This window comes from Tolypothrix bouteillei VB521301 (genome assembly GCF_000760695.4).
GTDB lineage: Bacteria > Cyanobacteriota > Cyanobacteriia > Cyanobacteriales > Nostocaceae > Scytonema > Scytonema bouteillei_A.
Genome location: NZ_JHEG04000001.1, coordinates 7,619,824 through 7,645,060, shown reverse-complemented (window position 1 = coordinate 7,645,060; position 25,237 = coordinate 7,619,824). Strand labels below are relative to the sequence as shown.

The following is a 25,237-nucleotide window of genomic DNA, read 5'->3' as shown; positions in this document are numbered from 1 at the left end:
ACCTATCAAGACTTGTGAAACAGACTGCCAATCGTTTCTTTCTATACTCAATCCGGAAAGTCAGCTAACGAACATCGCTCTTATACGGAAAACTTTTTAGACAGGACTCCCGAAATCTTAAAATTTAAGAAAATAATAGATCAAGTCAAATATGATTTTGACTATCCTAAATTTCTCTGATGAAATATGACTTATCCCTTCCTGGAACGCTTGCATAGCTCCAATCGCCCAGTTCTCGTCTTTGACGGTGCAATGGGAACTAACTTGCAAAGCCAAAATCTCACTGCAGAGGACTTCGGTGGTGCTGAGTATGAAGGTTGTAACGAGTACCTCGTATTTACAAAACCGGAAGCCGTTGCAAAAGTTCATCGTGATTTTCTTGCAGCTGGTGCGGATGTCATTGAGACGGATACCTTTGGCGGTACTTCTATTGTTTTGGCAGAATATGACTTGGCAGACAAGGCTTATGAACTGAGCAAAGCAGCTGCGGAACTAGCCAAGAGTGTGGCGGCTGAATTTTCTACCCCTGAAAAACCCCGCTTTGTCGCAGGTTCCATCGGACCAACTACCAAACTGCCAACTTTAGGGCATATTGATTTTGATACCATGAAAGCTGCTTTTGCCGAACAAGCGGAAGGGCTTTTTGATGGTGGAGTCGATCTGTTTATCGTTGAAACTTGCCAAGACGTACTGCAAATTAAAGCGGCGCTGAATGGTATTGAGGAAGTCTTTGCAAAGAAAGGCGATCGCCGTCCGTTGATGGTGTCGGTGACAATGGAATCCATGGGTACGATGCTCGTAGGGACGGAAATCAACGCCGTACTGACAATTTTAGAACCCTACCCAATTGATATTCTCGGTCTTAACTGTGCAACAGGACCGGACTTGATGAAACCGCATATCAAGTACCTTTCCGAGCATTCACCATTTATTGTTTCCTGTATTCCGAATGCTGGTTTGCCAGAGAACGTAGGCGGTCAAGCCTACTACCGTTTAACGCCTGTGGAATTACGGATGGCTTTGATGAACTTTGTTGAAGATTTGGGTGTCCAAGTGATAGGGGGTTGCTGTGGGACACGTCCGGAACACATTCAACAATTAGCAGAAATAGCCAAAGATTTAAAGCCAAAGCTCAGACATCCTGAGTTAGAAGCAGCAGCAGCGTCAATTTACAGCACTCAAAACTACACTCAAGATAATTCCTTCTTGATTGTTGGGGAACGACTCAACGCCAGTGGTTCTAAAAAATGCCGCGAATTACTGAATGCGGAAGATTGGGATGGCTTGGTTTCCATGGCAAAAGCTCAAGTCAAAGAAGGCGCACACATCCTTGATGTTAACGTTGATTATGTGGGGCGCGATGGCGTGCGTGATATGCACGAGCTGGTATCGCGATTGGTTAATAATGTGACACTGCCATTGATGCTGGATTCCACCGAATGGGAAAAGATGGAAGCAGGGTTAAAAGTGGCTGGTGGTAAATGTTTGTTGAATTCTACCAACTATGAAGATGGAGAACCCCGTTTTCTCAAGGTGTTGGAACTGGCGAAGAAATATGGTGCGGGTGTTGTTATCGGTACAATTGATGAAGAGGGGATGGCGCGAACAGCCGAGAAAAAGTTTGCGATCGCCCAACGTGCCTACCGCCAAGCTGTGGAATATGGAATTGACGCACGGGAAATCTTTTTTGATACTCTGGCTCTCCCTATTTCCACGGGTATCGAAGAAGACCGTGAAAACGGCAAAGCGACTATTGAAGCGATTCGCCGCATCCGTCAGGAATTGCCTGGAAGTCACGTTCTTTTGGGAGTATCCAATATTTCCTTTGGTTTAAATCCTGCTGCACGAGTTGTGTTGAACTCAATGTTTCTACACGAGGCGATGGCAGCTGGAATGGATGCAGCGATCGTCAGTGCTAGTAAAATTTTACCTCTCGCAAAAATTGAGGAACCCCATCAAGAAATTTGCCGCAAGTTGATTTACGATGAGCGGACTTTTGAGGGGAATGTTTGTACTTACGATCCTTTAGCAGAACTCACAACACTGTTTGAAGGAGTCACAACAAAACGTGCCAAAGGTGTTGATGAAAGTCTACCGGTTGAAGAACGTCTCAAGCGCCATATTATTGATGGCGAACGTATTGGTTTGGAGAAAAACCTGGCAAAGGCTTTAGAAAATTATCCTCCTTTAGATATTATCAACACCATCTTGCTAGATGGCATGAAAGTGGTAGGCGATTTGTTTGCTTCCGGACAAATGCAGTTACCCTTTGTGTTGCAGTCTGCTGAAACCATGAAAGCGGCGGTTGCTTATCTCGAACCTCTCATGGAAAAGTCAGAATCTGGTAATAATGCTAAGGGTACGTTTATCATTGCAACAGTGAAAGGAGATGTTCACGACATTGGTAAAAACTTAGTGGATATCATCTTGTCCAATAACGGTTACAAGGTGATTAACTTGGGAATTAAGCAGCCGGTGGAAAACATCATTGAAGCATACGAGAAGCACAAAGCTGATTGTATTGCCATGAGTGGTTTGTTGGTGAAATCCACTGCCTTTATGAAAGAAAACTTGGAGATTTTCAACGAAAAAGGAATTACAGTTCCTGTTATTTTGGGTGGTGCAGCGCTGACACCTAAGTTTGTCTATGAAGATTGCCAGAATACTTATAAAGGTCGAGTCGTTTATGGCAAAGACGCATTTTCTGACTTGAATTTCATGGATAAATTAATGCCAGCAAAATCTGGTGGGTGTTGGGACGATCTCCATGGATTTTTGGGTGAATTTGCTGAAAATGAAGTGTCAGGAAATGGTCGCAAACATTCAGGAGAGAAAGCAGTTAAAGAAAAAGCACCTGCTGAACCACAAGAAGTTGATACCAGACGTTCTGAAGCAGTGGCGGTGGATATCAAACGTCCGACTCCGCCTTTCTGGGGAACAAAGATTCTTCAGCCGGAGGACATTTCTTTGGAGGAAGTGTTCTGGTATTTAGATTTACAGGCGTTAATTGCTGGACAATGGCAGTTCCGCAAACCCAAGGAGCAATCTAAGGAGGAGTACCAAGCTTTCTTGGATGAGAAGGTTTATCCAATTTTGGAGGAGTGGAAGCAGCGAGTTGTTCGGGAAAACCTACTGCATCCGCAGGTGGTTTACGGGTATTTTCCTTGTCAGGCTGGGGGGAATAGTTTGTATCTTTATGATACGAACCGCAAAGACGCGAAGGACGCTAAGGTAATAGCTCAGTTTGAGTTTCCAAGACAGAAGTCTGGGAGAAGATTGTGTATTGCAGATTTCTTTGCACCGAAAGAGTCGGGAGCGATCGACGTGTTCCCAATGCAGGCGGTGACTGTTGGGCATGTTGCTACTGAGTTTGCTCAAAAGTTATTTGCTAGCAATCGATACACGGATTACCTGTATTTCCACGGTTTAGCCGTGCAAGTTGCCGAGGCGCTTGCTGAATGGTCTCACGCTCGCATTCGTCGCGAATTGGGCTTTGGGGCTGAGGAACCGGATAACATTCGGGAGATTTTGGCACAGCGCTATCAAGGTTCGCGGTATAGTTTTGGGTATCCGGCTTGTCCGAATATTCAGGATCAGTACAAGCAACTGGAGTTGTTGGGGTGCGATCGCATTAACTTGTATATGGATGAAAGCGAACAGCTTTATCCGGAACAGTCTACAACGGCGATTATTACCTATCACCCTGTAGCTAAATACTTTAGCGCTTAATCGCTTTTTCCCTTTTCCGCATACCGGGAGGCTGCGGTGTACACACAAGTTTGTCATAACTTATAAATCAAGGTATGAGACTTGTTCTTACCCCACTAGCCCTCCCCTTATTAACACCTTAAAAAGGAGAGGGAACCGGAAATTTAGTAATCTAGTTTCCCCCCTTTCCAAGGGCAGGGCTGTTTCATTTTCCAAAGGAAAAACCTAAAACTCTGATTTCTCCGTTCTTTGCCTGGGGCAGTTCACAAACTGTAAACAGTACTTTGAGGTTTCCAGATTTTATCTACAAAGAATGAAACAGCCCTGCTTTCCAAGGGGGGATTAAGGGGGGTAAAGAACTACTTATGCGTACATTGCAGATACGGGGAGGGGGAAATTACTAAACCGGAGATTACTACTCTGACTCCTTACGATCTTCTTGTTCATCAAGTGTTTCATCTACGGGTTTTTCTTGTGATAAACCTTCCAATAAACCAGCAGTTTTTAATAAATGTCTAAGTAAGCCTACCTTTAAACCTTTATTACCATGAATTGGTACAGAAATTCGAGAAGCAATCCCTGGTTTACCGTATATATGATGACTACCTTGAACCCGTAATAGTATCCAACCGTTGCGTTCTAAGAGCTTTGTCAACTCCTTGCCAGACATTGAATTCATACGGCAATTTCGATCACTTTCGATTTATCGGTTATCTGTACTGCATCAATATCAACAGATAAACAACCTTCTATCGCTTCATATAAATTTTCTAGCAATTCTTCAAATGTGTCTCCTTGAGTTGCACAACCGGGAATAGCTGGAACTTCAGCCCAATATCCACCTTCTTCTGCTTCATGAATAATAACTTTTAGTTTCATTTTTTGTTTCTCCGGCTTGATTCATATAACGCATATATTTTAAATTGTATCCGGGTCAACGCCCATCTCTCTTAGCCGTTCTGCCAATCGAGTTGCTCGTTGCTGTTCTCGCTCAGCTCGTTGTCGTTCTCGCTCGCTTAACTCTTTTCCTGTTGGAATGACATCTCCCTTGACATCGCACCACCGCAGCCACAGCCCTGGTTGTTCTTCAAACGTACCCGTCCATAAAGTTAAACCTATCCCGACTGTTTCTAGCCAGAAAGGTGATTCTAGTTCTACATATTTTCCTGCTGTCAGCGCATATACTCGCAATAATGCGCCGTTCATTTGCTCGGCTTCTTGAATCTGTTGCAGGGGGTCAAACACTGCATAATATGGAATTCCAACCCGAGCGTAATCTTCTTTCTTCGCCCCCAATTCTTTGCCTTTGCGGTTGGAAACTATTTCGATCGCCACTTCCGGTGCTTTGCCAAACTCCCAAACAAAATAACTGCGATTCTGCTTTTGACTCCAATCTGCTGGCATTTGCACGTTCAAACTGATAAACGCATCTGGTACGAGTGGATCTTGCTTGCGTGAGTAGAATAGTCCCACGTTTGCGGCTGCTATGAAAGGAGTTGTCAGCACTGGGTTACTGTAGAGTGGCTCTACTAGCAGCCGTTGTTGCTTTTCACTTTGAAAGTTATCCACCGGTTTGTCATCTTCGATTTCCAATTGGCTAATGTCGGGGATAGCAATTTCCTCTGCATCTAGAAGCTGCTGTTCGGACATAAGTTATGATTCTAACCCAAAGTGATGACATCCCTTATATTGTAAGCTCAAATTATCAATATCTGCTGTTATTGACTTACGTAGCTCAGTCCTAATATGGGAGTGGTTAGGTGTAGAAGATATGCGTGGACGTGTTGACTTTATTTAAATTGCTGTTACCTTACAGAAATCTTGCAAATACTTGGATAAAAAAACAACACTTTTGGTGGTGCATTAAGCTAAACTGTCAGCAAGCTCTTGCAAGTCATACCTAAGGCGGCTTTATAGTTCCTGCATCAGTCACAATGGAAAACTGGCAATTTCTCATTCAGCAACAAGGCGATCGCTCGTGGCGTCCGTTGGAATCACCCAGCGAGGAAATTCTCGAGGGGCGATACAGAATTGTCGCTCGCTCGAACCGTACCAACATGGATGTGGAGGTACGGATCGCTCATACCTCGACTTTAGAAATGCCACCCAAGCGGCGCATCCAAAGGCGATCGCGGCGCATAAATTCTGATGGTTTGATGGCTGTGATTCCTTTTACCTACCTTAAGCCTGGAATTTGGGAGATGCGTTGTTCGAGCGATTTGATGTCAGATGTTCTCGGTACATCTTGGCAACAGGATCTGCGGTTGCAAGTTCTTCCTAAAGTCACACTTGGACAAGCAGGACAAGACAGTAAGGAAGTCCTTGCTGCTGACAGCGAGAGCGAACAAGAAGAAGATATTCAGCCTGTTAACCCGGTATGGCTCAAAGGAGACACGGCAGAGCAAATTTTAAATAATTTGATTGAATTAGCTTTACCAGATTCGGAAGCAGTTCTTGAGGGAGAAGAAACTGCTGAAGATTCTCTAACATCTGTACTCGAATGTCCCCTTTCTCTGACTTTGGATAGGGAAATTTACACTGTATCTTGGGGGCAAACTCTGACAGTTAATGGATATGTCAAGTTAAAAGAATCAACTCATTATGAAAGAATTTATAGTGGGGAAATTAGAATAGAATTATATTCTCCACAAGGTTCTGAATTAATCAGAAGAGTGCGTCAATCTTTACCAGAAAAGTTATTACCCTTTGATATTAGATGCTCTGTTGAAATTCCCATTGAATGTGCATCTAAGCTGATTTTAGCAGAAATGAGTTTGTATGGCACTATCTCGCTTGATAGCAATACTCTATTGTTAGCCAGAGAGTCCTTTACAATTACAGCAGATGTGGCAGATTTGTTAGCAATTAGCGCTGCATCTTATAAGGAACCAGACACTGTAGAAGAGACTCAAGAACTAGAAGTGCTGGCTGCGTCTGAAACTAAAAAGTCAAATGCATCTATAGGTTTGGAATTTTTTAATCTCGTTAAAACAGGGAAAATATCTGACACTAGTGCTGTCAAACCCATTCCTCAAAAGACGCTACCACCTAAAGTTAACAAGGATTCTAACCGTCGATCCGTACCTCAATTGCCCAGAATCGCTTCGCTGCAAAATAAGACGCTCGCTCCTGGTTTATCTAGTTCAGATGATATTGGTTACGTAAGAACTCGAAGCACGGCTTTGCCATATTTAAGACGAATAAAAGTGTTTATCGATGACGGGCAAAAAATTGAGAGTAAATCTTTAGAGTTATTTAATTTTCAACCACCTGTTAACAATCAACACGCCATCGCTGAAACTATCAATGAAGATTCCGCTCAATTAGAAGGAGAAAACACGCAAATTCAAAATGAGCCTCTCGAACAAAATATCTCTCAACCTAGTGAGCAAGAGATACAAGCTCAATCTGAATCTCCAGAGCAAGATTCATCGCCATTGGTAGAAGAAGAAATCGAATTTCAAAAGCGATCGCTCATTGAAATTTTTCCGGCATCCAGTTCTGAATTAATAGTCACAGACGATCCTCACACATCTCCCCTTATTAAAAAGTGGATGCAAAGTCAAGGGTATAGTCTACCTGAACCAATTAATTTAAGCGACCAAGACTATTATGATATCGATACCGTCCCTATCTCGGTAGAAGAAGAAAAGGAGACGCGGGGACAGGAGGACTCCGAGCAGCCACAAAAGGAAGTACAGCCACAGGGATACCAAGATGCGGAAGAGAATATAGTTGTACGGGAAAAAACGGGAACAGACGTTGTAGCAGTCGCTGATGAAATATCTGTAAAACCAACGGATAACGCAGTCGTTACCACTACCCAATACAGCAAAGCACGCTTAACCTCGATAGCACGAGAAATCGTAGTAGATGATAATTTTGATGAGTCATTAGCTGATAGTTCAACATCACAGCAAGATGAACAAACCGCATCAGATTTACCTATCCTCTTACCTGTGGTATCGGCGATCGCAGAATCTCTACCTGTTCCCCAAATACACTTACCAAAAGGCGAACTGATTTCTGGGAAATCTGTCATGTTACGCGTGCGGCTCGCCGAACGACGCCCTGAATTAGCTGTAAAATTCTGGGTAGAAGATTGCCAAACTCGCCAGTTAATAGACGGTCCCCGTTGGTTGATAAATTTCCTACCTCTGATTTCAGGAGGTATGGAAGAACTCATTCATATCAACGTTCCTTATGGGTGTCTGGAAATTCGCTTAGAAGCGATCGCGGTAGACATGGCTACCAAACAAGAGAGTGACAAAGTTTCCATACAAAGAACTGTTGTTCCTCCAGACTTACCAAATGTTCATCCGGATGAGCTTTTAGGAATTTGAAGAACTCGGGAGCGCAAGGTACTGTACCTCTACCAGAGGGCTTTTGCGATCGTTCCGAGGTGAAGCCTGAGAATGCATACTGCGGGGCTACAGACTCCACTTCAGGAGACGGAACCTCCATGCGATCGCTCCCAAGAACCGCTTGGGAAGGAAGGAGGCTGAGGCTAAATTTGTTAAAAATCTTTAGAGTTCAAAAAAATGGGGCAGAATTTGCAGTAAGCTCCTAAATGAATTGTTGCTTAATTTAAAAGGATTCTGTATGTACTCAGCTTCATTCTTACCTTCCATCCTTGTACCCCTGACAGGTTTGGTAATTCCTGGTATCGTATCGGCGTTTATGTTGCTTTACATTGAACGTGACGATATCGGTTAAGTAGCAAATAGTAAGTGGTTAGTCGTTAGGAGTTATTGGTAAAAATAAACCACCAACTACTAGCGACTAACCACTAACCATTAACTATGACTTAAATAGAAGAACCGAGACCAGCGTATGCGCCGTAGAAGAAAATACCTACAACAGTAATTACGCCTAACCCTGCGATTGTAGCTACAACCCAGAGGGGAATTCTACCACTTCCAGACACTGCTTTTTCCTCCCTTAACAAATACACAACACAATTTCAGACATCCAGCGCTCCACGGATAACCGTTGTTCCAGTTAGTTAAAGAAGTAACTGGAAAACAGAATCCCCAGAACAAAGACGAGTAGTAGTCCTAAATACAATGAAGTCCGGTTCAACTCAACCGGCTGATTGTTGGGATTGGTATTTCTATCCATGATTTACTCCTAGCGTTGAATAAACTGCATTGCAGCAATGGCACCTAAAAAGAAGACGGTTGGCACTGCTAGGGTGTGAACGGCAAGCCATCTAACTGTAAAAATGGGATAGGTAATCGGTTGATTGATGTTATTTCCGCTTGTCATAATTTAAAACTACTTTGTGTTACTAAATTGCTGTACCTGTTGTTTTGCATCAAAACGGTTATTCACAATTGGCAACTCTTGCCGTACTTGTGTGTAGTACTCGTTAGGACGGGGTGTTCCGAAAACGTCATATGCCAAGCCCGTGCTGACAAATAACCAACCTGCAACAAAAAGTGCGGGAATGGTGATGCTGTGGATTACCCAGTAACGAATGCTAGTAATGATGTCCGAAAATGGACGTTCCCCAGTAGTGCCTGACATTTATATCCCTACCTTCAAAAAGATTGCTAATGAGATCATTATCCTACAAAGTTAAGAAAGAGTTACACACTGTAACCTCTTTCTCAGAAAACAGGAGAAATACCTAGGCTGCTTCAGACTTGGCAGTACTTGCAACACTGGAATTATATTTTAGTAAAACACCGCGATCGCCGATCGCAAAACCTTGTTTCGGATTGAAAAAAACAATTTTGTAGAGATTTGCGGGGATTGTTTCAACATCGCGGTCTTTTTCCCAAGTTTTGCCACCGTCAGGGCTACGCATTAAATTACCGCTACCGCCACCCAGCCAAATTTCGTCGCTGTCGCGATAAGCCAAATCCAGCAAGCCCCAGCTTGTGGATAGTTCTGGGAATTTAGCATCTTGCCACTTTTCTGGGTCTGCTGGGTCACTAAACTGAATTTGACCGCCCCGTGCTAGCATCCACAGTTGGCCATCGCTCGTGAATCCCATGTTTTCCACGCGTCGAGAACTATTGCGGTTGTGAGGAACCCAAGCAGTTTGCCCTGGTTCCCAAGTGGAGTAGAAGTTCCCCTTAGCAGAAACAGCAACGTATTTCCCATCAGGAGAGCGTTTCATGTTACGAACAACCCCAACAGCTTGCTCTACCTGAGCTTTCCAATTCAGCCCTGCATCAGTAGTTTTGTATATAGCTCCTACATCCGTTGCCATTTCAGCAGAGTACTGTCCTAAGGCGACAATCTTAATGGGGTTACCCGGTAGCTTTTCATTAAGAGGAATGCGCGACCAGGAATGACCTGCATCAGTGGTATGGAGTAATAAAGAAGGCTCTCCTGCTATCCATCCCTCCTTGTCGGAGAAACTAACAGTGTTAAAACGATATCGTTGGTCTTCCAATTGTAATTCTATCGGTTGCCAAGTGGAACCACCATCTTTAGTTTCTAACAGAGTTGCATTGCTACCTACCAAAAAACCGTGTTGGGGGTCGCTAAAGGCAATATCGAGGAGTTTTGCCTCTGTTGGCACGGAAACCACTTCCCACGGGTTGTAAGCAGTTGAAGGAACCTTACTACATCCCACGCACGCGAGGATAACTGCAAATAAAGCTAATAAACGCTGCCAAGATTTTGCAATTGAAAACATTTGTATTTGTCAGTTTCTAATCTAAATTTGTTTACCTAATTCTGTCAAAATGCAGACCTCGGCGAAGAAGAGCATTTTTACTTTAAGCCATAAAGACTCATAAACAACAAGAAAGCAATAGCCAATGCACCAAAAATCAGCAAGTTTTTCTGTCCTGGAGTCAAGGTATTGACACCCAAGCCATACTTAAGATTTTCTTGGAAGCCCGATGCAGTACCTGCAGGACCGATGTTGGTAAAAGCAACTTTCTTGGCACTACAAACCGGACACTTCCAGCTGTTGGGTAATTCAGCAAAGGACGTACCGGGGGCAATATCGTGCTTGTCGTCACCTTTCTGGGGTTCGTAAACGTAGCCGCAGGCGCGGCATTCGTATCTGTCTAACTCAGTGTTGGCAACAGCTTGTTCGCTCATGGCTCTGGCATTAGTGAAAAGGAAATATTAAACATATGTTAAAAATTATGACACAAGTGCCAGCTCAAGTATAAAGGATAAAGTTATGAAGTATAAAGTGAAAGCTTTACGGTACACAATAAAGTGTAATTTTATACTCTAAAAGGGAGTATAACCTTTTATCGCGCTCCTTCATCGTTCCTTAAGAATTTTCTATATTAAGCCAATACGAATCAAATCATCGCAAGTTCTGCTGATTGGGCATTTAAGAAAATCAATATAGATATAATGTGAAATAAGGTTAACAGACTTAATTGCACCTAAAGCGGTAGAAAATTATTGTGTTTGTCCTCAGCGGTTACGAGTACCTCCTAGGCTTCCTCATTATCTGTAGCCTAGTGCCTGCCTTGGCTCTATCAGCGTCTAAGCTCCTGCGACCGAGCGGTCGCAACCCAGAACGGCGCACCACCTATGAATCTGGTATGGAACCCATCGGTGGAGCCTGGATTCAGTTCAACATCCGCTACTACATGTTTGCTCTTGTCTTCGTCGTTTTTGACGTAGAAACTGTGTTTTTATACCCTTGGGCAGTAGCTTTCAATCGCCTCGGGCTGTTGGCATTTATTGAAGCCCTCATTTTTATAGCAATTCTTGTAGTTGCCCTAGTTTACGCATGGCGTAAAGGAGCTTTGGAATGGTCTTAGATACAAATATAGAGCAGCAGCAGAAAGAGCGCATCCTCAACCCGATTGAGCGTCCTACAGTCACCCAAGATTTGTCAGAAAATGTTATTCTGACTACTGTTGACGACCTTTACGATTGGGTAAGGCTTTCAAGCTTGTGGCCTTTGCTATTTGGCACTGCTTGCTGCTTCATTGAATTTGCAGCTCTCATTGGTTCCCGATTTGACTTTGACCGCTTTGGTTTGATTCCCCGTTCGAGTCCCCGCCAAGCTGACCTAATTATTACAGCAGGCACAATCACTATGAAGATGGCACCCCAGTTGGTACGTCTTTACGAACAAATGCCAGAACCCAAGTACGTGATTGCCATGGGCGCTTGTACGATTACTGGCGGGATGTTCAGTGTGGACTCTCCCTCTGCAGTACGTGGAGTTGATAAACTAATTCCGGTAGACGTTTACTTACCCGGTTGTCCGCCACGTCCGGAAGCAATTATTGACGCGATTATCAAATTGCGGAAGAAAATAGCGGATGATTCCATGCAAGAGCGGAATCGCACCAAGCAAAAGCACCGCTATTACAGCACAACTCACAAACTCAACCCAACCGAGCAAATTCATACGGGTCAGTACTTGCTTTCTGATACCCGTGTTGCACCACCGAAGGAATTATCAGAAGCGATCGGTCTCCCAGTACCACCTGCGCTCCTGACAGAAAAAGCGAAGGAGGAAACAAACCGTGGCTGAAGAAGAATCAAAACCAGTACCAGCTGGCGAACAGTCACTGGTAAAAGCAGGTAAAGTGTCCCAGTGGTTGGCAGAAAATGAATTCGCTCATGAGTCATTAGAAGCAGACCACAATGGTATAGAGGTCATTAAGGTAGAGCCAGATTTTTTACTGCCCCTCTGTACTGCTCTGTACGCTTACGGATTCAACTACCTTCAATGTCAGTGTGGCATTGACTTGGGACCGGGGCAACAGTTAGTCAGTATGTATCATTTGGTTAAAGTCAGTGATAATGCCGATCGCCCGGAAGAAGTCAGACTGAAGGTATTTTTGCCTAGAGAAAATCCCAGAGTCCCTTCAGTTTACTGGATTTGGAAGACAGCAGACTGGCAAGAACGCGAATCTTTTGATATGTACGGCATTGTTTATGAAGGACACCCCAACCTCAAGCGGCTTTTGATGCCAGAAGATTGGGTTGGTTGGCCTTTACGTAAGGATTACGTCTCACCCGACTTCTACGAATTACAGGACGCTTATTAAACAGCGACTAGTGACGATAGTGTGTCACCCTCGTTCCCAGGCTGAGCCTGGGAATTCTTTTTTTTAGTGACCGTTGACCGCAGTCTCACCCTCGTTTCTACGCCAACCCAAGAATACCTTTCTTGGAAGTTCCTCCTCCTGTACTTATGCCATTACAAATTATTTAAGACCATGAATCTTGAAGAAATACTAAAACGTTACGCAGCTGGAGAACGAGATTTTTCTAAATACAGTCCATTAAAATGGATAGTAAGCAATCTTAGTGATGTTAATTTAAGTGGTATTTATAGACATTATGGTAGCTTTGAATCCGGAAGAATAAATTATGTTAATTTTGCAGAATCAATATTAAATAACGGGTCATTTATTGAAGAAGGCAGAAGTACGAAGGCAGAGGGCAGAAGGTTCCATTTAGAAGGGGATTCAGACCCCTCCTAAATGGTAGCGACTGAACGGAGTTCAGTCGGGGTCTTAAACCCTTGTTCCCTTTGGTCACTCGCAGAGAGCGGAGCCAGTATTCCCTTCTGCCTCCTGCCTCCTGCCCTCTGCCTTTCTTGATAATATTAATGTAGATCGAGTTAACTTCATGAATGCTGTACTAGTAAGTTCTCGTTGGAATAGCTGTGAAGTAACAGATTCTAATTTTTGTGGAGTTAATCTTCATAAGGCTGAAGTTGCTAATACTCAAATCAATAATGTGAATCTAAGCTATGCAAATTTAAGCCATGCTCTGTTCTACAGAACATATATTGAAGCTACTGATTTTAGCAATAGTAATCTGAGTAATACCAAACTATATATTAGTATTAATAACAGCAATTTTACTAACGCTAATCTTACTAATGTCGCTATCGTTGGATTTCAAAATTCAAATCTTCAATATGCTCAACTGAGGCATGCTCGCATTGAATCTTTTACAGGTACAAACTTAACGGGTGCCGATCTAAGCCATGCAGATTTAACACTCACAGATTTCAAAGATACTATTTTAACCCACGTTAACCTTCAAGGAGCAAATTGCGATCGCACTAACTTTAGAGGATTAGATTTAAGTACTGTTAATTTAACCAATACAAGTCTTAAGGGATTACTGTATGACTTGAAAACCAAGTTTCCTCCCAATACAAGTTTGGAAGACGCCTACTTAATTTGTGCTGGTACTATTCTCAATGAACAAAATTTAGTTCGTACTAATTTACAGGATGCTGTTTTGTGTTACTCTGAGTTGATAAATATCAAATTAGCATATGCTAATTTAATAAAGGCTAATTTGAAAGGCGCTATCTTAAATGGTGCAAATTTAAAATATGCTAATCTTAAAAATGCAAACCTTAATTACGTAAATCTAAAAAATGCTAATTTAGAACGCACCAATTTAGTTAATGCCAATTTACAAGGAGCAATTTTAGAAAATACAAATCTGCGTTTTTGTGACTTACGAGGTGCCAATTTAAAAGATACCAATCTAACTGGTACTTCTTTAAAGGAAATTATTTATAATAATCAAAGTGTATTTCCTAATGGAATCAATTTAAATGAAGCTTATTTTAGTAGAAAAAATACAAATTATTTAGCTCAATTAAATAGTCCTGTTATCAAAGATAAATCTCCTCTTATAGAAGCATTAAAAAGAATCCAATTTGAAGGTGAATTTTATCCGGGGTTGACAAGAGAAGAAATTGATGAAATAACCAAGGATTTACCATTCACATTTCCGGAAGAACTATATGAATTGTATGAATGGCATAATGGAATGAAAGAACCAAGAGGATGGGATCAATGTTTTGTGAGTAGTAAAGAATTTATTCGTTTGCAAGAAGCCATACAATATACAGAAGCTCTAGCAACATCAGAATACCGTAGTGAATACATAAAACCAAATTGGTTTTATGCTTTTGCAGAAGGCACAGATAACTCTTACGCCTATGTTCTAGTTTTGGGTGAAGAAGTGGCAACTGTACTGGATTTTTGTCCTGACTCTTATTCAGTTTCCGTCGCTTATTCTAGCATTACTCAAATGATGCTAGCAAAAGCTTTTGGACAACAAGTGGACTTTAGTGGGGCTAATTTAGCTGGTGTGGACTTGAGTGGATTCAATTTGCGCTGCTCAAAGCTAAGCCTTACCAATCTCTCAGGAGCGAATTTGAGTCATACAAATTTAGAAGAAGCCGATTTAAGAGGCGCTTGTCTTCACAATGCAAATTTTAAGGGCTCTATCATAAAAAATGCAGATTTCACTGATGTGTTTTTTTGTCAAACAATTATGCCTGATGGCAGTATTAGAAACTCAGAATTCGCGTAAAGGGCACGAGATTATATTAAAATTGTTTTATAAATCTCAATATACCCACTTGCTCAGTAATTTATGCACTAGTGGCTCTCCTACAAGGGTTCCTGCCGAGATATATGCATTTTGGGACGCGTTATCAACTTCTATTGCGTTGCTTGACTCATCCTCTTCCAGTCATAACAGTACCATCAGGCATGATGGTATTCTTAAAAAAAGCATCTTTGGCATTAAATCCCCATGAAGCGCCGCTCAAATCAGCATTAGTGAAGTCAGCACCAGCGAAATTGGTAGCACCGAGATTGGTTCCCCTAAGATTGGCACCCTTTAATTGAGCCCCCTCCAACTGAGCTTCCCACAAGTTCGCTCCCTCCAAGTTGACACTCTCTAAATTGGCAAATATCATAAAGGCACGATAGAGATTGGCACCACTTAGGTTTGCATGACTGAGATTGCAAGAACTAAGGTTGATTCGTTTGTTATAGATAATACCTCTCTTCGCTTTAGCTGCCAAATCAATCCCACTCAAATCAACTCCACTCAAATCACTCGCTTCAAAGTCTCTCTCCCCTAAAGCATATCTTGCCAACAATTCTTCAACTTCTAACCTTGGCAAAAATTCTTCGTCTTCCACAGTTCAACTTCCACATTAACCAACACATATAAAGATAACCCACTAAACCTCTTCAACCCCTCCTCCAACATCACCTAACAAATCGCCGAATAAAGGGGTTAAGAAGACTTTATGAATGTTACTCAAAACTCTGTCACTCATACAGCCAATCGATTTGTGTTCCCAAAAAATCACCAGCCATTTTTATTAGCTCGTAGTTTTCACACCATCTCCTGCTTGGGTCACATTCACGCACCTTCAGCTTATCTTCAGCTTTAATAATTAGCAAAGGTATTGTTATAAATGATTGAGAATTATTGCTATACGAGTAAAAAAAATTAACATCAAAATCAAAATTATATAGGTAATAATAGCGAGGAGTCATAAATGTGACTCAAGTTGTTAATGTCTGAAGAAAAACCTGACATTGAATCTGGAAAAACTTATTGCTTGCAAAAACTGAGAAGTCTGTTGCAGGCTCCCTCGACAACGGGTTTTTAAAATTTATCTAAAATTGTGGAGTCATCATAATCATGGCCGTTGAAAAAGTAAACTCATCCTCCAGCCTCGCAGAAGTTATCGATCGCATCCTTGATAAAGGTGTCGTCATCGATTTATGGGCAAGGGTGTCTTTAGTTGGTATTGAACTGCTAGCAGTAGAAGCACGGGTGGTCATTGCATCCGTAGAAACTTATTTGAAGTACGCTGAAGCGGTTGGCTTGACTGCTCAAGCTGCTGTACCAGCTGCCTAAGTTAGGCGACGATCGCCCATTCGATCTAACTTCAGTTAATCTGCCTGTTGCCGAACCGCAGTAGCAGGCCTTTTCAGTATTTAAAAATTGAAAGTGGATAGAGAAAAAATTAATTTCTACTTTTTTTAAGGTATAGCGGGAAGGAGCTTAAGTTGTGTCTCTTAGAGAACAATGGTATGCTGCACGGCAGCAACGCGAACAAGAAGTTCGCCAACGTCAACAAAACGTGCTAGAAACTCGACAGCAAATTCAGGCAGAAATGGCAGCGTTGCATCAGTACCAACGAGCTTGGCTCGAAGAGTTTTGTCAAAACTTAGCAGCAGAAACAGCAGAATTTCTGCACAACGCAACCGCCGAACGCACTGCTATGGCTGCTGTCATGCGCGAGTCGTTAAACAATTTCCATACAACCTTGCAAGCCGAAGTCGCTGCTTTCTTAGAAGCAACGCGAATGCAGCAACAAGAAACTTGGACAGAACAAGCTCAAGAACGAGCCGCTTTTGTCGCTGCTTTGCAAGATTACGTTTGGGGAACAGCACCCTCATTTGGAAGTATCCAATCTGATATTTCACCAGTAAGAGCGAACCCCCTAACTCAAGGGGTCAACTCTAACGATCGCAATTGGAGTTAGTTGTGGCTACAGTTCTCCAAATCAAATCACAAAATTTCATCGAAACGCCAAAAGTCAGCCATCTGACCAAGCGTGCTTTGCGCTACCTGCAAACAGGGTTTTCCGTACATCTACGCGGTCCTGCAGGTACGGGCAAAACCACACTGGCAGTACATCTAGCGAATATGCTAGAACGTCCTATTTTACTAGTGTTTGGGGACGATGAATACAAATCTTCCGATTTAATCGGCAATCAACGAGGCTATAGCCGCAAGAAGGTTGTAGACAACTACATCCATAACGTTGTCAAGATGGAGGATGAATTCCGTGAATCCTGGGTAGATTCCCGCTTAACGACAGCTTGCCGTGAGGGTTTTACCTTAGTCTACGATGAATTCAATCGTTCTCGTCCTGAAGTCAATAACGTCTTGCTTTCGGCATTGGAAGAAAAGCTCCTAGTGTTACCTGCGGCGGCTAACAATCGCCAGGAATATATTCGCGTCCATCCTGAGTTCCGCGCCATATTTACCTCCAATCCAGAGGAGTATTGCGGGGTACACGCTACTCAAGACGCTCTCATGGATCGCTTAGTCACAATAGATATTCCCGAACCAGACGAGACAACCCAACAGGAAATTCTCATCCAAAAAGCAGGGTTGGCTCGTAAGGATGCCCTACTCATCGTCCATTTGGTCAAGTGTTTTCAGCAGCGCACAAAAAATGAAAGGGCTTCAGGTTTGCGGGCTTGTTTAATTGTTGCTAAAGTCTGCAAAAACCAAAATATTCCCGTGCATATCAAGAGTAGTGACTTTCGAGATATCTGTATGGATGTCTTACTTTCTCGTTCTAAACTGCCTGTAAACGAATCAAAGCTAATTCTACAGGATTTGTTTCAAGAACTGCCAACAGCAAGCACAGCCAGTACTAAACGTTCGGAGGTGAAACGGTGATTCTCATTCGTACCATGCGCCAAGTTCGTACAGGTGCAACGATCGCTAGTTTCCGGGCTTGCCAAACTTTAAGCCGTTTGGACTTGTCAGCGAGCGATCGCGCCCGCGCTCATGGTGCTACAGCGAAAATGCTAGCTGGTGAAGCTCGGAGGCAATGGTTGAGCAAGCAATGGAAACGGGTATAGTACTAGAAGACAGGAGGCAGAGGGCAAGCTAAGCTGAAGAAGAATTTCATAAGCTTCTTAACCTTCTGATTCCTTTCCATGACCCTTTACTTTGAGGTCTTTAATCATGGCAGATCTTTCTAATGTTCCTCCGCACTTACTATCTCACGAACACTATCGACAAATGCTGGTGCGGGATGGTGAACGTCGCTTTAAGGAATGGCACACCGAGTATCTCAGATATCAAGGCGAGTTTCTCAAAGATCGACAGCATCGGATTCAGGAACTTGAGAATTTGCGGAAGGATATTCATGCAGACCACAAGCGCCGTTCTCAAGAATCACGCCAAGAGTTTTTACGATATCAAAACAAGTTCTTGAACGAGATGCGGCGTTACTAGATTATTTTGGGTGTTATGTTCAACTTGCAACTTGACTGGGACCGCCCTGCTAAAGTGAGTTCGCAACTCTCAGAACATATTCTGCGAGTTCGGATTTTACCGTCGTCAGGCGATACCCCAAGACAAGCGGCAAACTTACCATTGCAATTGGCAATTGCTCTAGACACTAGTGCATCAATGCAAGGTGAAAAGTGGGAAGGGGCAAAAGCAGCAACTCAGGCGTTAGCGGCTCAGTTACGAGCAAGCGATCGCCTTTCTATTGCTAGCTTTGCAGATTGGGTAACTCCTCTGGTACAAAATCTGCAAAACAGTCAACTTGACCAGCTACAGTCTGTTCTCAAGAAGTTAGTTGCTGAAGGAGTCACCAGGACAGATCTAGCTTTGAGTTGGATTCAGTCTGAATTATCTTCAGATACTGGCAGAGCAAGGGTAGGAATTTTAATTACAGATGGACATCCAACGACCGGACAAGGAGCGGTTTTGGAGGATGCAGCCATTTTGATCGAGCAAGCCAAGAAAATGGCAGAAGATGGCATCAGCTTATGTACGGTAGGATTGGGAAATGCTGCCGATTTTAATTCAGCCTTACTCGTCAGCTTGAGCGATCGCGGACAAGGAACATTCATGTATGCAGATAATCCAACGTTGCTGACGCCCCAACTTCAAGAGCGGTTGCAGGCTGTACAAGCAATTGCAGTGACAGACGCGACTTTGAATTTGAATTTGGCAACCGGAGTTAAGCTGAAAAGATGCTGTCGGTTACGTCCTGATTACCTTCCTTTGACAGAAACCACCTCCCAAGAGATTCACCTACGAAACTTACGAGTAGATACTGCCACAGATGTACTGTTGGCTTTAGAAGTACCTGCATTGAGTGCAAATCAACTACCAGGGAATTACGCGATCGCCCAAGTTCAGTTATCATCTTCCCCCTCTCCTTCTCCTGCTCTTTCACTGCAAGTGACTCCCTCCTATCGAGAAGCACAGCAAGTTAATCAAGAGGTGGATCGCGATCGCCTTTGCTGGGATATCAATCGCTACAGTACCGAACTCACCTTGACACACGATCCTCTGCTTACAGGGGAACTCCTGAGTCAGATTCAGGTAGCGGCTTTAAAATCGGGTCAGACAACAATTGCCAATGAAGCCTCTCAGCAATTGGATAATCTTCACAAAACAGGTAAACTTACCGCACACCAAACCACTGGTTTACTGAGATCGACGCGTCAACTGAATTATGAATTATGAATTATGAATTATATTTTACTTCTTAATCCTTCACCCTTTCTCGTTCATATTTCATCGTTTATCCTTTATCCTTCATCCTTTTTAGGAGGTTCATAATGTTTGCTGGTCTGGGTTGCGATCCTATTCCTGGACTGAGCCAACTGACTCCCGATACGGCTTACCTAGTGGTACGTAATGGTCCAAAAGCTCAGAGTAGTTTTCCACTGAATCGATTGCGATCGCTCATTGGGCGCAATCATCCGCCTCATATCGTTGTTGACATCGATTTGAGCGGCTACGAACCTGACCAGATAATGACTATATCGCGGCATCATGCGATCGTGCAGTGGGTCAATCAAAAACTTCAGATTGTGGATCTTGCCAGTCGTAACGGTACATTTGTTAACGGGCTGCAACTCTTATCCCAAGAAGCGAACCAACCCTCAGCACCCGCCTTACTTACAGTTGGCAGTAAAATTAGGCTTGGTGATTTAGAGTTTGAAGTCACAATGTTTTAACGTAAATTTTGCACTTAGAAATATTGATGTCAAAAATGTGACTAAATGTAAGAGAAGCTAAATCTTCAAGATTAAGTAAAAATAAGCACACACTAAAGTTTACCATGATCCGACCTACAAAACCCGAAGATGCAGAGGCGCTGATTGCTGTAGCCAAGACAATCGGTTTCGAGCCGAACGAGATCGAGGTGCTTCGCAAAATGCTGGCTGACTACCTCGACGGTAACAGCGACAGCGATGCTTTTTGGGTCACCGACGACGATGACGAAGATGGACCAGTGGGAGTCGCTTACTGTGAGCCCGAACGGATGACCGAGCAAACTTGGAACCTACAATTGATAGCCATTCGCTCCGACCACCAGGGAAAAGGAAGAGGTGGGAAACTGATGCGCTACGTTGAAGAAACTTTGAAAGCACGCGGTGGGAGAATGCTACTGGTGGAAACTTTAGCAAGCTTCGATCGCACGCGGGCATTCTACATAAAATGCGGCTACGAGGAAGAGGCTCGCATCCGAGACTTCTACACCGCAGGTGCTGACAAGATTGTGTTTCGTAAAATTTTGAATAAAAACACATTCTAGCTTTTAGCAACTTTTTTGTTTGCAAACAGGGGCGTCATCGGCTTAACTCCTTTAGCTGTATCGCCTGCAAAGTTTAAGTATTCGTAGATGCCAAAAGCGTCCTCTGTAGTTCGTAACAGTGAGTAGTGATTGTAAGGTGTGTTGTCTGCAACACCGCGTGAACCGTGATTGGTAATTACAATTGTGGCAATGTGACCACCGCCAAAGTTAGCTTTACTCCTAGGGTCAAAACCACAGCAACCTTGAATTTCAGCTTTATCACGCGGATTGCTATCTTCATCCCAAGTAATAATAATTGCATTGTTACCAGAAGCAGCCCAGAGCTTGGAACTAGTAATTTTGTTGACAAATTGACCGATCGTTGCATCGCCAGTTTGAATCAGTTGTTTCAGGTTAGAACATTCCTGCAAACCATGCATTTCATGACACTGGTTAAAGATGATGTGGCTGTAGTTGGGAACTTTTCCGCTTTTTAGGTCAGTGGTTAACTGGTCAAGCCCTACTATTTTACTCGACAAATTCGGGTCGTCTTGGACTTTCTTGAAGTTCATAAAACCATTATGCTTGGATGCATACAGCACGCGGTTTAAACTGGGGGCAACAACAGCAACAGAACCAGGCGATGGAATATCTTCAAAGTATCCTTTCCAAGTTAGACCCTTTTGTTCTAGTTGGTCAATTAAGCTTTTAGAAGCGATCGTATGGTTAGCATAGTCTTTTTGATGGGAATTGTGACAAAACTGCTTTTTACCCCCTTTTGTATGGAACCGCAAAGACAAGCCAGTGCTCGACTAGGGTTCCCCGGCTTGAAGCACCTGGCGTCGCAAAGATCACGAAGAGAAGACAAAGAAGCAGAAATAGCCAAAAAATTTCTGAATCACCCATTGCGAAGAGTTAGGGAATGGGCAAAATATGAAATCTTGATTTGCGAACAAGATGCGTGGAATCAGGTTGATGAAGATTACCTGATAGGGTAACTGCTTATTCTAACAACCAAGCAAACAATTCTTTAACTGTCAGTTTTAGCTCACTTGCAAAAGATGGTACGGGCAACAGCGCATCTGGTTCATCAAAAACCTCAGTTTCTTGCTTGGGACGATAAACAAACACCGTTTGCTCTTCCGGATCGATCGACCAACCCATTTGAGTCCCATACTTCAAACAATAAAGAATATTTTTCGTGACTTTTGTCTGGCGTCGATCGGGAGACAAAATTTCAATTGTCCAATCTGGCGGGATGGAAAATGCGTTGGCAACTTCCCCTTTCTTATCACGCGGAATCCTATCCCATACAAAAACTGCAATATCCGGTACAATTGAGCGATCGCCAAAAGTGCAACGTAACTCGGGAAATGCACGAGCCAAACGCTTAGGCTTGACTGCAATATTGATGGTAGGGACAAGCTCTCCTTGAATTAAACTATGTTTCCCTTGTGGCATGGGTTTTTGAATAATTTGACCATCAATGTACTCACTGGCTGGTTTCGTTGCTGGTAAATGTAGAAACTCCTCCAATGTCAGTGTATTGGATGTTGCGTGTACCATATTGGGGTTTGTCTCCAAGACCGTCAGACCAGTTGCAATCCTTATTTTATCTCTTGATTTTATGACTCAGAGGCTTGCCCATCTTTTATGACTTTGTTAGCGAATTCAAACAAGCCATGCTTTTAGACTAGCAAGGTGAGGGTTAGTAGCTTTGGTAACTCTCGGCAGCTAAGTTTATTTTCAAAGGCGTAGACAACCAGCCATCCGTATCTGACGGATGGTTAATCGCTCTCTGTTAAAGTCAAATATATGTGGGAGGTAAACTTATGAGCCAAGCGGTAACTAAACCTGTAACCTACGAAGAATTTATCGAGTGGTTCCCCAACGACGGGAAGCGCTACGAGCTACATAAAGCAGTAATTGTTGAAATGGCACCACCAACTGGGGACCATGAAAAAGTCATCGTATTTTTATCACGCAAGCTAACATTAGAGATTGATCGGCTCAACTTACCTTATGGGATACCTAAAACTACATTTGTTAAAACTCCTGGTGCCGAGTCTACTTACTCTCCAGATATAGTGTTGCTAAATTTAGATAATCTCCCTAACGAACCTCTTTTCCAAAAAGAGTCAACAGTTACTCAAGCAGCATCCGTACCTTTAGTAGTGGAAGTTGTCAGTACCAATTGGCGGGATGATTACTACGATAAGTTTGGGGACTATGAGGAAATGGGCATTCCTGAATACTGGATTGCTGATTATAAAGGGCTAGGGGGTAAAAAATTCATTGGGGACCCTAAACAACCTACTTTCTTAGTATGCCAGCTTGTTGGAGATGAGTACCAAATTACTAAATTTACAGGTAATGACTTGATTGTTTCCCCTACCTTCCCCCAGCTTAACTTTACCGCACAGCAGGTTTTTGATTCGGCTCTACCTAAAAGAGTTAATTAAATTAAATTTTAGCTATTTCTGCTAACAAACTTCAATGTAACAGTACAGACAGTCAGTGGAGTTGCTTTTCACTCTCGTCGTGTCGCATCTAAACCTAACTTGGCAACAACCTCACTCACAGTGGAATGAGCAAGGCGCAAAGATGCAAAGAAGTCTGCCGAGGTTTTAATTAAGTAGATCCTGAATTACGAATAAGTCGCGATCGCTCCTTGCCGAATTTCCCCTGTTACTGAAGACACTCATGGGAGTCACCGTCTGCCCAAGTTCCTGCGTGTCTGAGGATGGAACGACCAGAAGCTGGACGGTAAGGTTGCGTATCTTTTTTTTCTGCTACTCGCTTGGTTTTAAAAAGCGTAGAAAATCAAGAGTTTCTTGTAAGAGAGACTCTGGAGAGGATTCAATTTCTTGGAGCCGGAGTTCTTTAATAGTCATCGTTTGTGAGAAATTTATAACTGACATCGCATTATGACTATCATAGCTGCCAACATCGTACAACAAGAATAAGACAGCGATCTCCAACAAACAGATATGGAGCAAAACCACAATTGGAGTTATTATCATCTTCCATCTTGTAAAAGAGAACCTCCTCGCCTAAGTAAGGTTGCACGGACTTCAACCACATATCAAGTATCTCTTCTTCTGACTCATCAGGACGAAATGTATCTTGTATCCAAATTGCAAAGTCAAGTGGATCGAGCACCTCAGCGGCTGCTTGCATATCTTCCTCAGTCCACCATTCGGGTAATTCGTAATAAGGATACTCATGAGGATAAATATTTCGGATAAGTGAGCAGAAATCAATAATTTCGATTTCTGTAGTTTCTTCGTTCGAGTCAAAGGGTATATAGTCGTGAGGCTTTGTAAAAACTCGAATATCCACCACTCCATGATTCCAGTCTTTTCTAGGAGCTAGTAGTAAATCCAGAGTGTTCTGCATGACTGCATCAAAACCAAAGTTTGGAATTATATAGGTGTAGCCAATTTGAACAGCCTCATTTTCGTATGCCTTGGCAGCTTCACCATGTTGCTGAATTAGTTTTTCCAATTCTTGTGGAGACATATTCTCAATCTCTCCCAGCGCATAAAATTTACAACCAAGACTGAACAGACAATGTTCTAACTTGTTGAATTCTCTGAAAGTCGCTATCAGCTGATACAACGGTAAGACTGTGTTGTAAGGCTACAGCCGCAATCCAAAGGTCATTTTCATCAAAGCCTAGGTCTGTTACCTGAGTTTTTCTCCGCTTGCTTTTTTCCTTGGGACCAAATTGTCTCATCAAACCAGCTTTGATCTGACCGTAAATATTAGCCGTGCCCTCTGTTACATTATAGATGCGTATATCTTCAAGAAATTCGGTAAAAGAAGCGAGATTCGTTTCCTTTTGTGCAGAATTTTCCATCATATATGTAAGTTCTCCCTGCACAATTACGCAAGTAGCAATGTTTAATTCTCCAACCTCAGTTATTCGACGAATGACGTTTGGTTCGCCAAGAATGATAGCACTACAGTGATTTGTATCTAGTAAATACATTACTCAAAAGGATTTAAGTCATAATCGAACTTAGCTTTGCCACGAGTTGCGTAAACAGAGTGAAGACACTCATCGAAGTCATCGCCTGCCCAAGTGCCTGCGTGTCTGAGGATGGAACGGCCAGAAGCTGGACGGTAGGGTAGTTGAGAACTATCTATCGGGTTTTCTTGTGGTTGATTTAAGGTTTCAGAACCTGCTGTTTCTAGTTGAATGTGTGGGGGTTGCGTATCTTTTTTTTCTGCTACTCGCTTTGTTTTCAAAAAGCGTAGAAAATCAAGAGTTGCTTCTAAGAGAGACTCTGGTGAGGATTCAATTTCTTGGAGCAAGAGTTCTTTAATAGTCATATAATTAATCCTCTGCTAGTATGGCTTCGATTTGTATCATCAACAACTTTTCTAATCTTTATGCTTTTTAACACCTGATATCATAATAACCGATGACTTGAAGCGTGGCATCTCTCA

33 protein-coding genes are annotated in these 25,237 nt (G+C 42.8%); 18 read left to right on the top strand and 15 right to left on the bottom strand.

Annotation, left to right across the window (positions count from 1 at the left end):
* The first annotated feature begins 186 nt into the window (after positions 1–186).
* Positions 187–3,729, top strand: a complete 3,543-nt coding sequence (gene metH / locus HC643_RS31330; RefSeq protein WP_038082278.1) for a methionine synthase — start codon at positions 187–189, stop codon at positions 3,727–3,729.
* A gap of 394 nt (positions 3,730–4,123) precedes the next feature.
* Here the strand turns inward: metH and HC643_RS31325 are convergent, their stop codons facing one another.
* From HC643_RS31325 to HC643_RS31315, 3 genes are read right to left on the bottom strand one after another with little or no spacing between them, the layout of a single operon-like run.
* On the bottom strand, positions 4,124–4,378 hold the full coding sequence (locus HC643_RS31325) for a type II toxin-antitoxin system HicA family toxin (protein ID WP_237265972.1): 255 nt from the start codon (positions 4,376–4,378) through the stop codon (positions 4,124–4,126).
* A 5-nt stretch (positions 4,379–4,383) separates the two neighbouring features.
* Positions 4,384–4,587: a type II toxin-antitoxin system HicB family antitoxin gene (locus tag HC643_RS31320; protein ID WP_038082276.1), complete on the bottom strand. Its 204-nt coding sequence runs from the start codon at positions 4,585–4,587 to the stop codon at positions 4,384–4,386.
* Positions 4,588–4,626: 39 nt separating this feature from the next.
* Positions 4,627–5,358, bottom strand: a complete 732-nt coding sequence (locus HC643_RS31315) for a Uma2 family endonuclease (RefSeq protein ID WP_038082275.1) — start codon at positions 5,356–5,358, stop codon at positions 4,627–4,629.
* Positions 5,359–5,642: 284 nt separating this feature from the next.
* Between HC643_RS31315 and HC643_RS31310 the strand changes: the two genes are divergently transcribed.
* Positions 5,643–8,051 (top strand): hypothetical protein, encoded by a 2,409-nt coding sequence (locus HC643_RS31310; RefSeq protein WP_038082274.1) that lies wholly within the window; start codon positions 5,643–5,645, stop codon positions 8,049–8,051.
* A gap of 259 nt (positions 8,052–8,310) precedes the next feature.
* Positions 8,311–8,424, top strand: a complete 114-nt coding sequence (psaI, locus tag HC643_RS31305; protein ID WP_072040824.1) for a photosystem I reaction center subunit VIII — start codon at positions 8,311–8,313, stop codon at positions 8,422–8,424.
* A 91-nt stretch (positions 8,425–8,515) separates the two neighbouring features.
* Here the strand turns inward: psaI and HC643_RS31300 are convergent, their stop codons facing one another.
* From HC643_RS31300 to HC643_RS31275, 6 genes are all read right to left on the bottom strand, one after another.
* Entirely contained in the window at positions 8,516–8,635 is a 120-nt protein-coding gene (locus HC643_RS31300; RefSeq protein ID WP_015209608.1) for a photosystem II reaction center protein J, read from the bottom strand.
* Positions 8,636–8,709: 74 nt separating this feature from the next.
* Entirely contained in the window at positions 8,710–8,829 is a 120-nt protein-coding gene (locus tag HC643_RS31295; protein WP_072040825.1) for a photosystem II reaction center protein PsbL, read from the bottom strand.
* Positions 8,830–8,838: 9 nt separating this feature from the next.
* Positions 8,839–8,976, bottom strand: a complete 138-nt coding sequence (psbF, locus tag HC643_RS31290) for a cytochrome b559 subunit beta (protein ID WP_038082272.1) — start codon at positions 8,974–8,976, stop codon at positions 8,839–8,841.
* A gap of 9 nt (positions 8,977–8,985) precedes the next feature.
* Positions 8,986–9,237 (bottom strand): cytochrome b559 subunit alpha, encoded by a 252-nt coding sequence (gene psbE, locus HC643_RS31285; RefSeq protein ID WP_038082271.1) that lies wholly within the window; start codon positions 9,235–9,237, stop codon positions 8,986–8,988.
* 103 nt (positions 9,238–9,340) lie between these two features.
* Entirely contained in the window at positions 9,341–10,360 is a 1,020-nt protein-coding gene (locus tag HC643_RS31280) for a photosynthesis system II assembly factor Ycf48 (RefSeq protein ID WP_038082270.1), read from the bottom strand.
* Between the two features lie 77 nt (positions 10,361–10,437).
* Entirely contained in the window at positions 10,438–10,773 is a 336-nt protein-coding gene (locus HC643_RS31275; protein WP_038082266.1) for a rubredoxin, read from the bottom strand.
* A 320-nt stretch (positions 10,774–11,093) separates the two neighbouring features.
* Between HC643_RS31275 and ndhC the strand changes: the two genes are divergently transcribed.
* The 5 genes from ndhC (at position 11,094) to HC643_RS31250 (ending at position 15,003) form a co-directional block, all read left to right on the top strand.
* The gene (ndhC, locus tag HC643_RS31270; RefSeq protein ID WP_038082265.1) at positions 11,094–11,456 is read left to right on the top strand and encodes a photosynthetic/respiratory NAD(P)H-quinone oxidoreductase subunit C; all 363 of its coding nucleotides are present in this window, start codon (positions 11,094–11,096) and stop codon (positions 11,454–11,456) included.
* Positions 11,447–12,181 carry an NADH dehydrogenase subunit K gene (locus tag HC643_RS31265; protein WP_038082264.1) on the top strand — a complete coding sequence of 245 codons (735 nt, stop codon included), beginning with the start codon at positions 11,447–11,449 and terminating at the stop codon, positions 12,179–12,181. Before ndhC ends, HC643_RS31265 begins: the two co-directional genes overlap by 10 nt.
* Positions 12,174–12,701 carry an NAD(P)H-quinone oxidoreductase subunit J gene (locus HC643_RS31260; RefSeq protein WP_038082261.1) on the top strand — a complete coding sequence of 176 codons (528 nt, stop codon included), beginning with the start codon at positions 12,174–12,176 and terminating at the stop codon, positions 12,699–12,701. Before HC643_RS31265 ends, HC643_RS31260 begins: the two co-directional genes overlap by 8 nt.
* A 171-nt stretch (positions 12,702–12,872) precedes the next feature.
* Positions 12,873–13,139: a hypothetical protein gene (locus tag HC643_RS31255; protein WP_038082260.1), complete on the top strand. Its 267-nt coding sequence runs from the start codon at positions 12,873–12,875 to the stop codon at positions 13,137–13,139.
* 148 nt (positions 13,140–13,287) lie between these two features.
* A complete protein-coding gene (locus HC643_RS31250) occupies positions 13,288–15,003 on the top strand; it encodes a pentapeptide repeat-containing protein (protein ID WP_038082259.1) in 1,716 nt (571 codons plus the stop codon).
* 148 nt (positions 15,004–15,151) lie between these two features.
* On the opposite strand, the gene HC643_RS31245 is transcribed toward HC643_RS31250, so the two are convergent.
* A complete protein-coding gene (locus tag HC643_RS31245) occupies positions 15,152–15,622 on the bottom strand; it encodes a pentapeptide repeat-containing protein (RefSeq protein ID WP_050046648.1) in 471 nt (156 codons plus the stop codon).
* Between the two features lie 111 nt (positions 15,623–15,733).
* On the opposite strand from HC643_RS31245, the gene HC643_RS31240 reads away from it, so the two are divergent.
* The 9 genes from HC643_RS31240 (at position 15,734) to HC643_RS31200 (ending at position 20,803) form a co-directional block, all read left to right on the top strand.
* A complete protein-coding gene (locus HC643_RS31240) occupies positions 15,734–15,880 on the top strand; it encodes a hypothetical protein (RefSeq protein ID WP_153021430.1) in 147 nt (48 codons plus the stop codon).
* A 254-nt stretch (positions 15,881–16,134) separates the two neighbouring features.
* Positions 16,135–16,353 (top strand): gas vesicle structural protein GvpA, encoded by a 219-nt coding sequence (gvpA, locus tag HC643_RS31235; RefSeq protein WP_038082255.1) that lies wholly within the window; start codon positions 16,135–16,137, stop codon positions 16,351–16,353.
* A 154-nt stretch (positions 16,354–16,507) separates the two neighbouring features.
* Positions 16,508–16,984 (top strand): gas vesicle protein GvpC, encoded by a 477-nt coding sequence (gene gvpC / locus HC643_RS31230; protein ID WP_050046649.1) that lies wholly within the window; start codon positions 16,508–16,510, stop codon positions 16,982–16,984.
* Positions 16,985–16,986: 2 nt separating this feature from the next.
* Positions 16,987–17,913 (top strand): gas vesicle protein GvpN, encoded by a 927-nt coding sequence (gene gvpN, locus HC643_RS31225; RefSeq protein ID WP_038082315.1) that lies wholly within the window; start codon positions 16,987–16,989, stop codon positions 17,911–17,913.
* A complete protein-coding gene (locus tag HC643_RS31220) occupies positions 17,910–18,098 on the top strand; it encodes a hypothetical protein (protein WP_050046650.1) in 189 nt (62 codons plus the stop codon). Before gvpN ends, HC643_RS31220 begins: the two co-directional genes overlap by 4 nt.
* Before the next feature lie 106 nt (positions 18,099–18,204).
* Positions 18,205–18,477 (top strand): hypothetical protein, encoded by a 273-nt coding sequence (locus tag HC643_RS31215; RefSeq protein ID WP_038082252.1) that lies wholly within the window; start codon positions 18,205–18,207, stop codon positions 18,475–18,477.
* A gap of 15 nt (positions 18,478–18,492) precedes the next feature.
* Positions 18,493–19,725 carry a vWA domain-containing protein gene (locus HC643_RS31210; protein ID WP_038082251.1) on the top strand — a complete coding sequence of 411 codons (1,233 nt, stop codon included), beginning with the start codon at positions 18,493–18,495 and terminating at the stop codon, positions 19,723–19,725.
* A 95-nt stretch (positions 19,726–19,820) separates the two neighbouring features.
* Positions 19,821–20,222, top strand: a complete 402-nt coding sequence (locus HC643_RS31205; RefSeq protein WP_038082249.1) for an FHA domain-containing protein — start codon at positions 19,821–19,823, stop codon at positions 20,220–20,222.
* 104 nt (positions 20,223–20,326) lie between these two features.
* Positions 20,327–20,803, top strand: a complete 477-nt coding sequence (locus tag HC643_RS31200; protein ID WP_038082248.1) for a GNAT family N-acetyltransferase — start codon at positions 20,327–20,329, stop codon at positions 20,801–20,803.
* On the opposite strand, the gene HC643_RS31195 is transcribed toward HC643_RS31200, so the two are convergent.
* Together HC643_RS31195 and HC643_RS31190 are read right to left on the bottom strand one after the other, a co-directional pair.
* Positions 20,800–21,582: an alkaline phosphatase family protein gene (locus tag HC643_RS31195; protein WP_082051876.1), complete on the bottom strand. Its 783-nt coding sequence runs from the start codon at positions 21,580–21,582 to the stop codon at positions 20,800–20,802. The two genes, HC643_RS31200 and HC643_RS31195, sit on opposite strands and share 4 nt — an antisense overlap.
* Before the next feature lie 202 nt (positions 21,583–21,784).
* Positions 21,785–22,348, bottom strand: a complete 564-nt coding sequence (locus tag HC643_RS31190; protein ID WP_038082247.1) for a Uma2 family endonuclease — start codon at positions 22,346–22,348, stop codon at positions 21,785–21,787.
* A gap of 266 nt (positions 22,349–22,614) precedes the next feature.
* Here HC643_RS31190 and HC643_RS31185 point away from each other — a divergent pair, with 266 nt between their 5' ends.
* Complete coding sequence (locus HC643_RS31185) at positions 22,615–23,244, top strand: Uma2 family endonuclease (RefSeq protein WP_038082246.1); 630 nt, start codon at positions 22,615–22,617, stop codon at positions 23,242–23,244.
* Between the two features lie 472 nt (positions 23,245–23,716).
* Here the strand turns inward: HC643_RS31185 and HC643_RS31175 are convergent, their stop codons facing one another.
* The 3 genes from HC643_RS31175 to HC643_RS31165 are packed head-to-tail and all read right to left on the bottom strand — an operon-like array spanning position 23,717 to position 25,120.
* Positions 23,717–24,304: a hypothetical protein gene (locus HC643_RS31175; RefSeq protein ID WP_038082245.1), complete on the bottom strand. Its 588-nt coding sequence runs from the start codon at positions 24,302–24,304 to the stop codon at positions 23,717–23,719.
* A 28-nt stretch (positions 24,305–24,332) separates the two neighbouring features.
* A complete protein-coding gene (locus HC643_RS31170; RefSeq protein ID WP_038082243.1) occupies positions 24,333–24,776 on the bottom strand; it encodes a type II toxin-antitoxin system VapC family toxin in 444 nt (147 codons plus the stop codon).
* The gene (locus HC643_RS31165; RefSeq protein ID WP_038082242.1) at positions 24,776–25,120 is read right to left on the bottom strand and encodes a hypothetical protein; all 345 of its coding nucleotides are present in this window, start codon (positions 25,118–25,120) and stop codon (positions 24,776–24,778) included. Before HC643_RS31165 ends, HC643_RS31170 begins: the two co-directional genes overlap by 1 nt.
* Between the last annotated feature and the right edge of the window lie 117 nt (positions 25,121–25,237).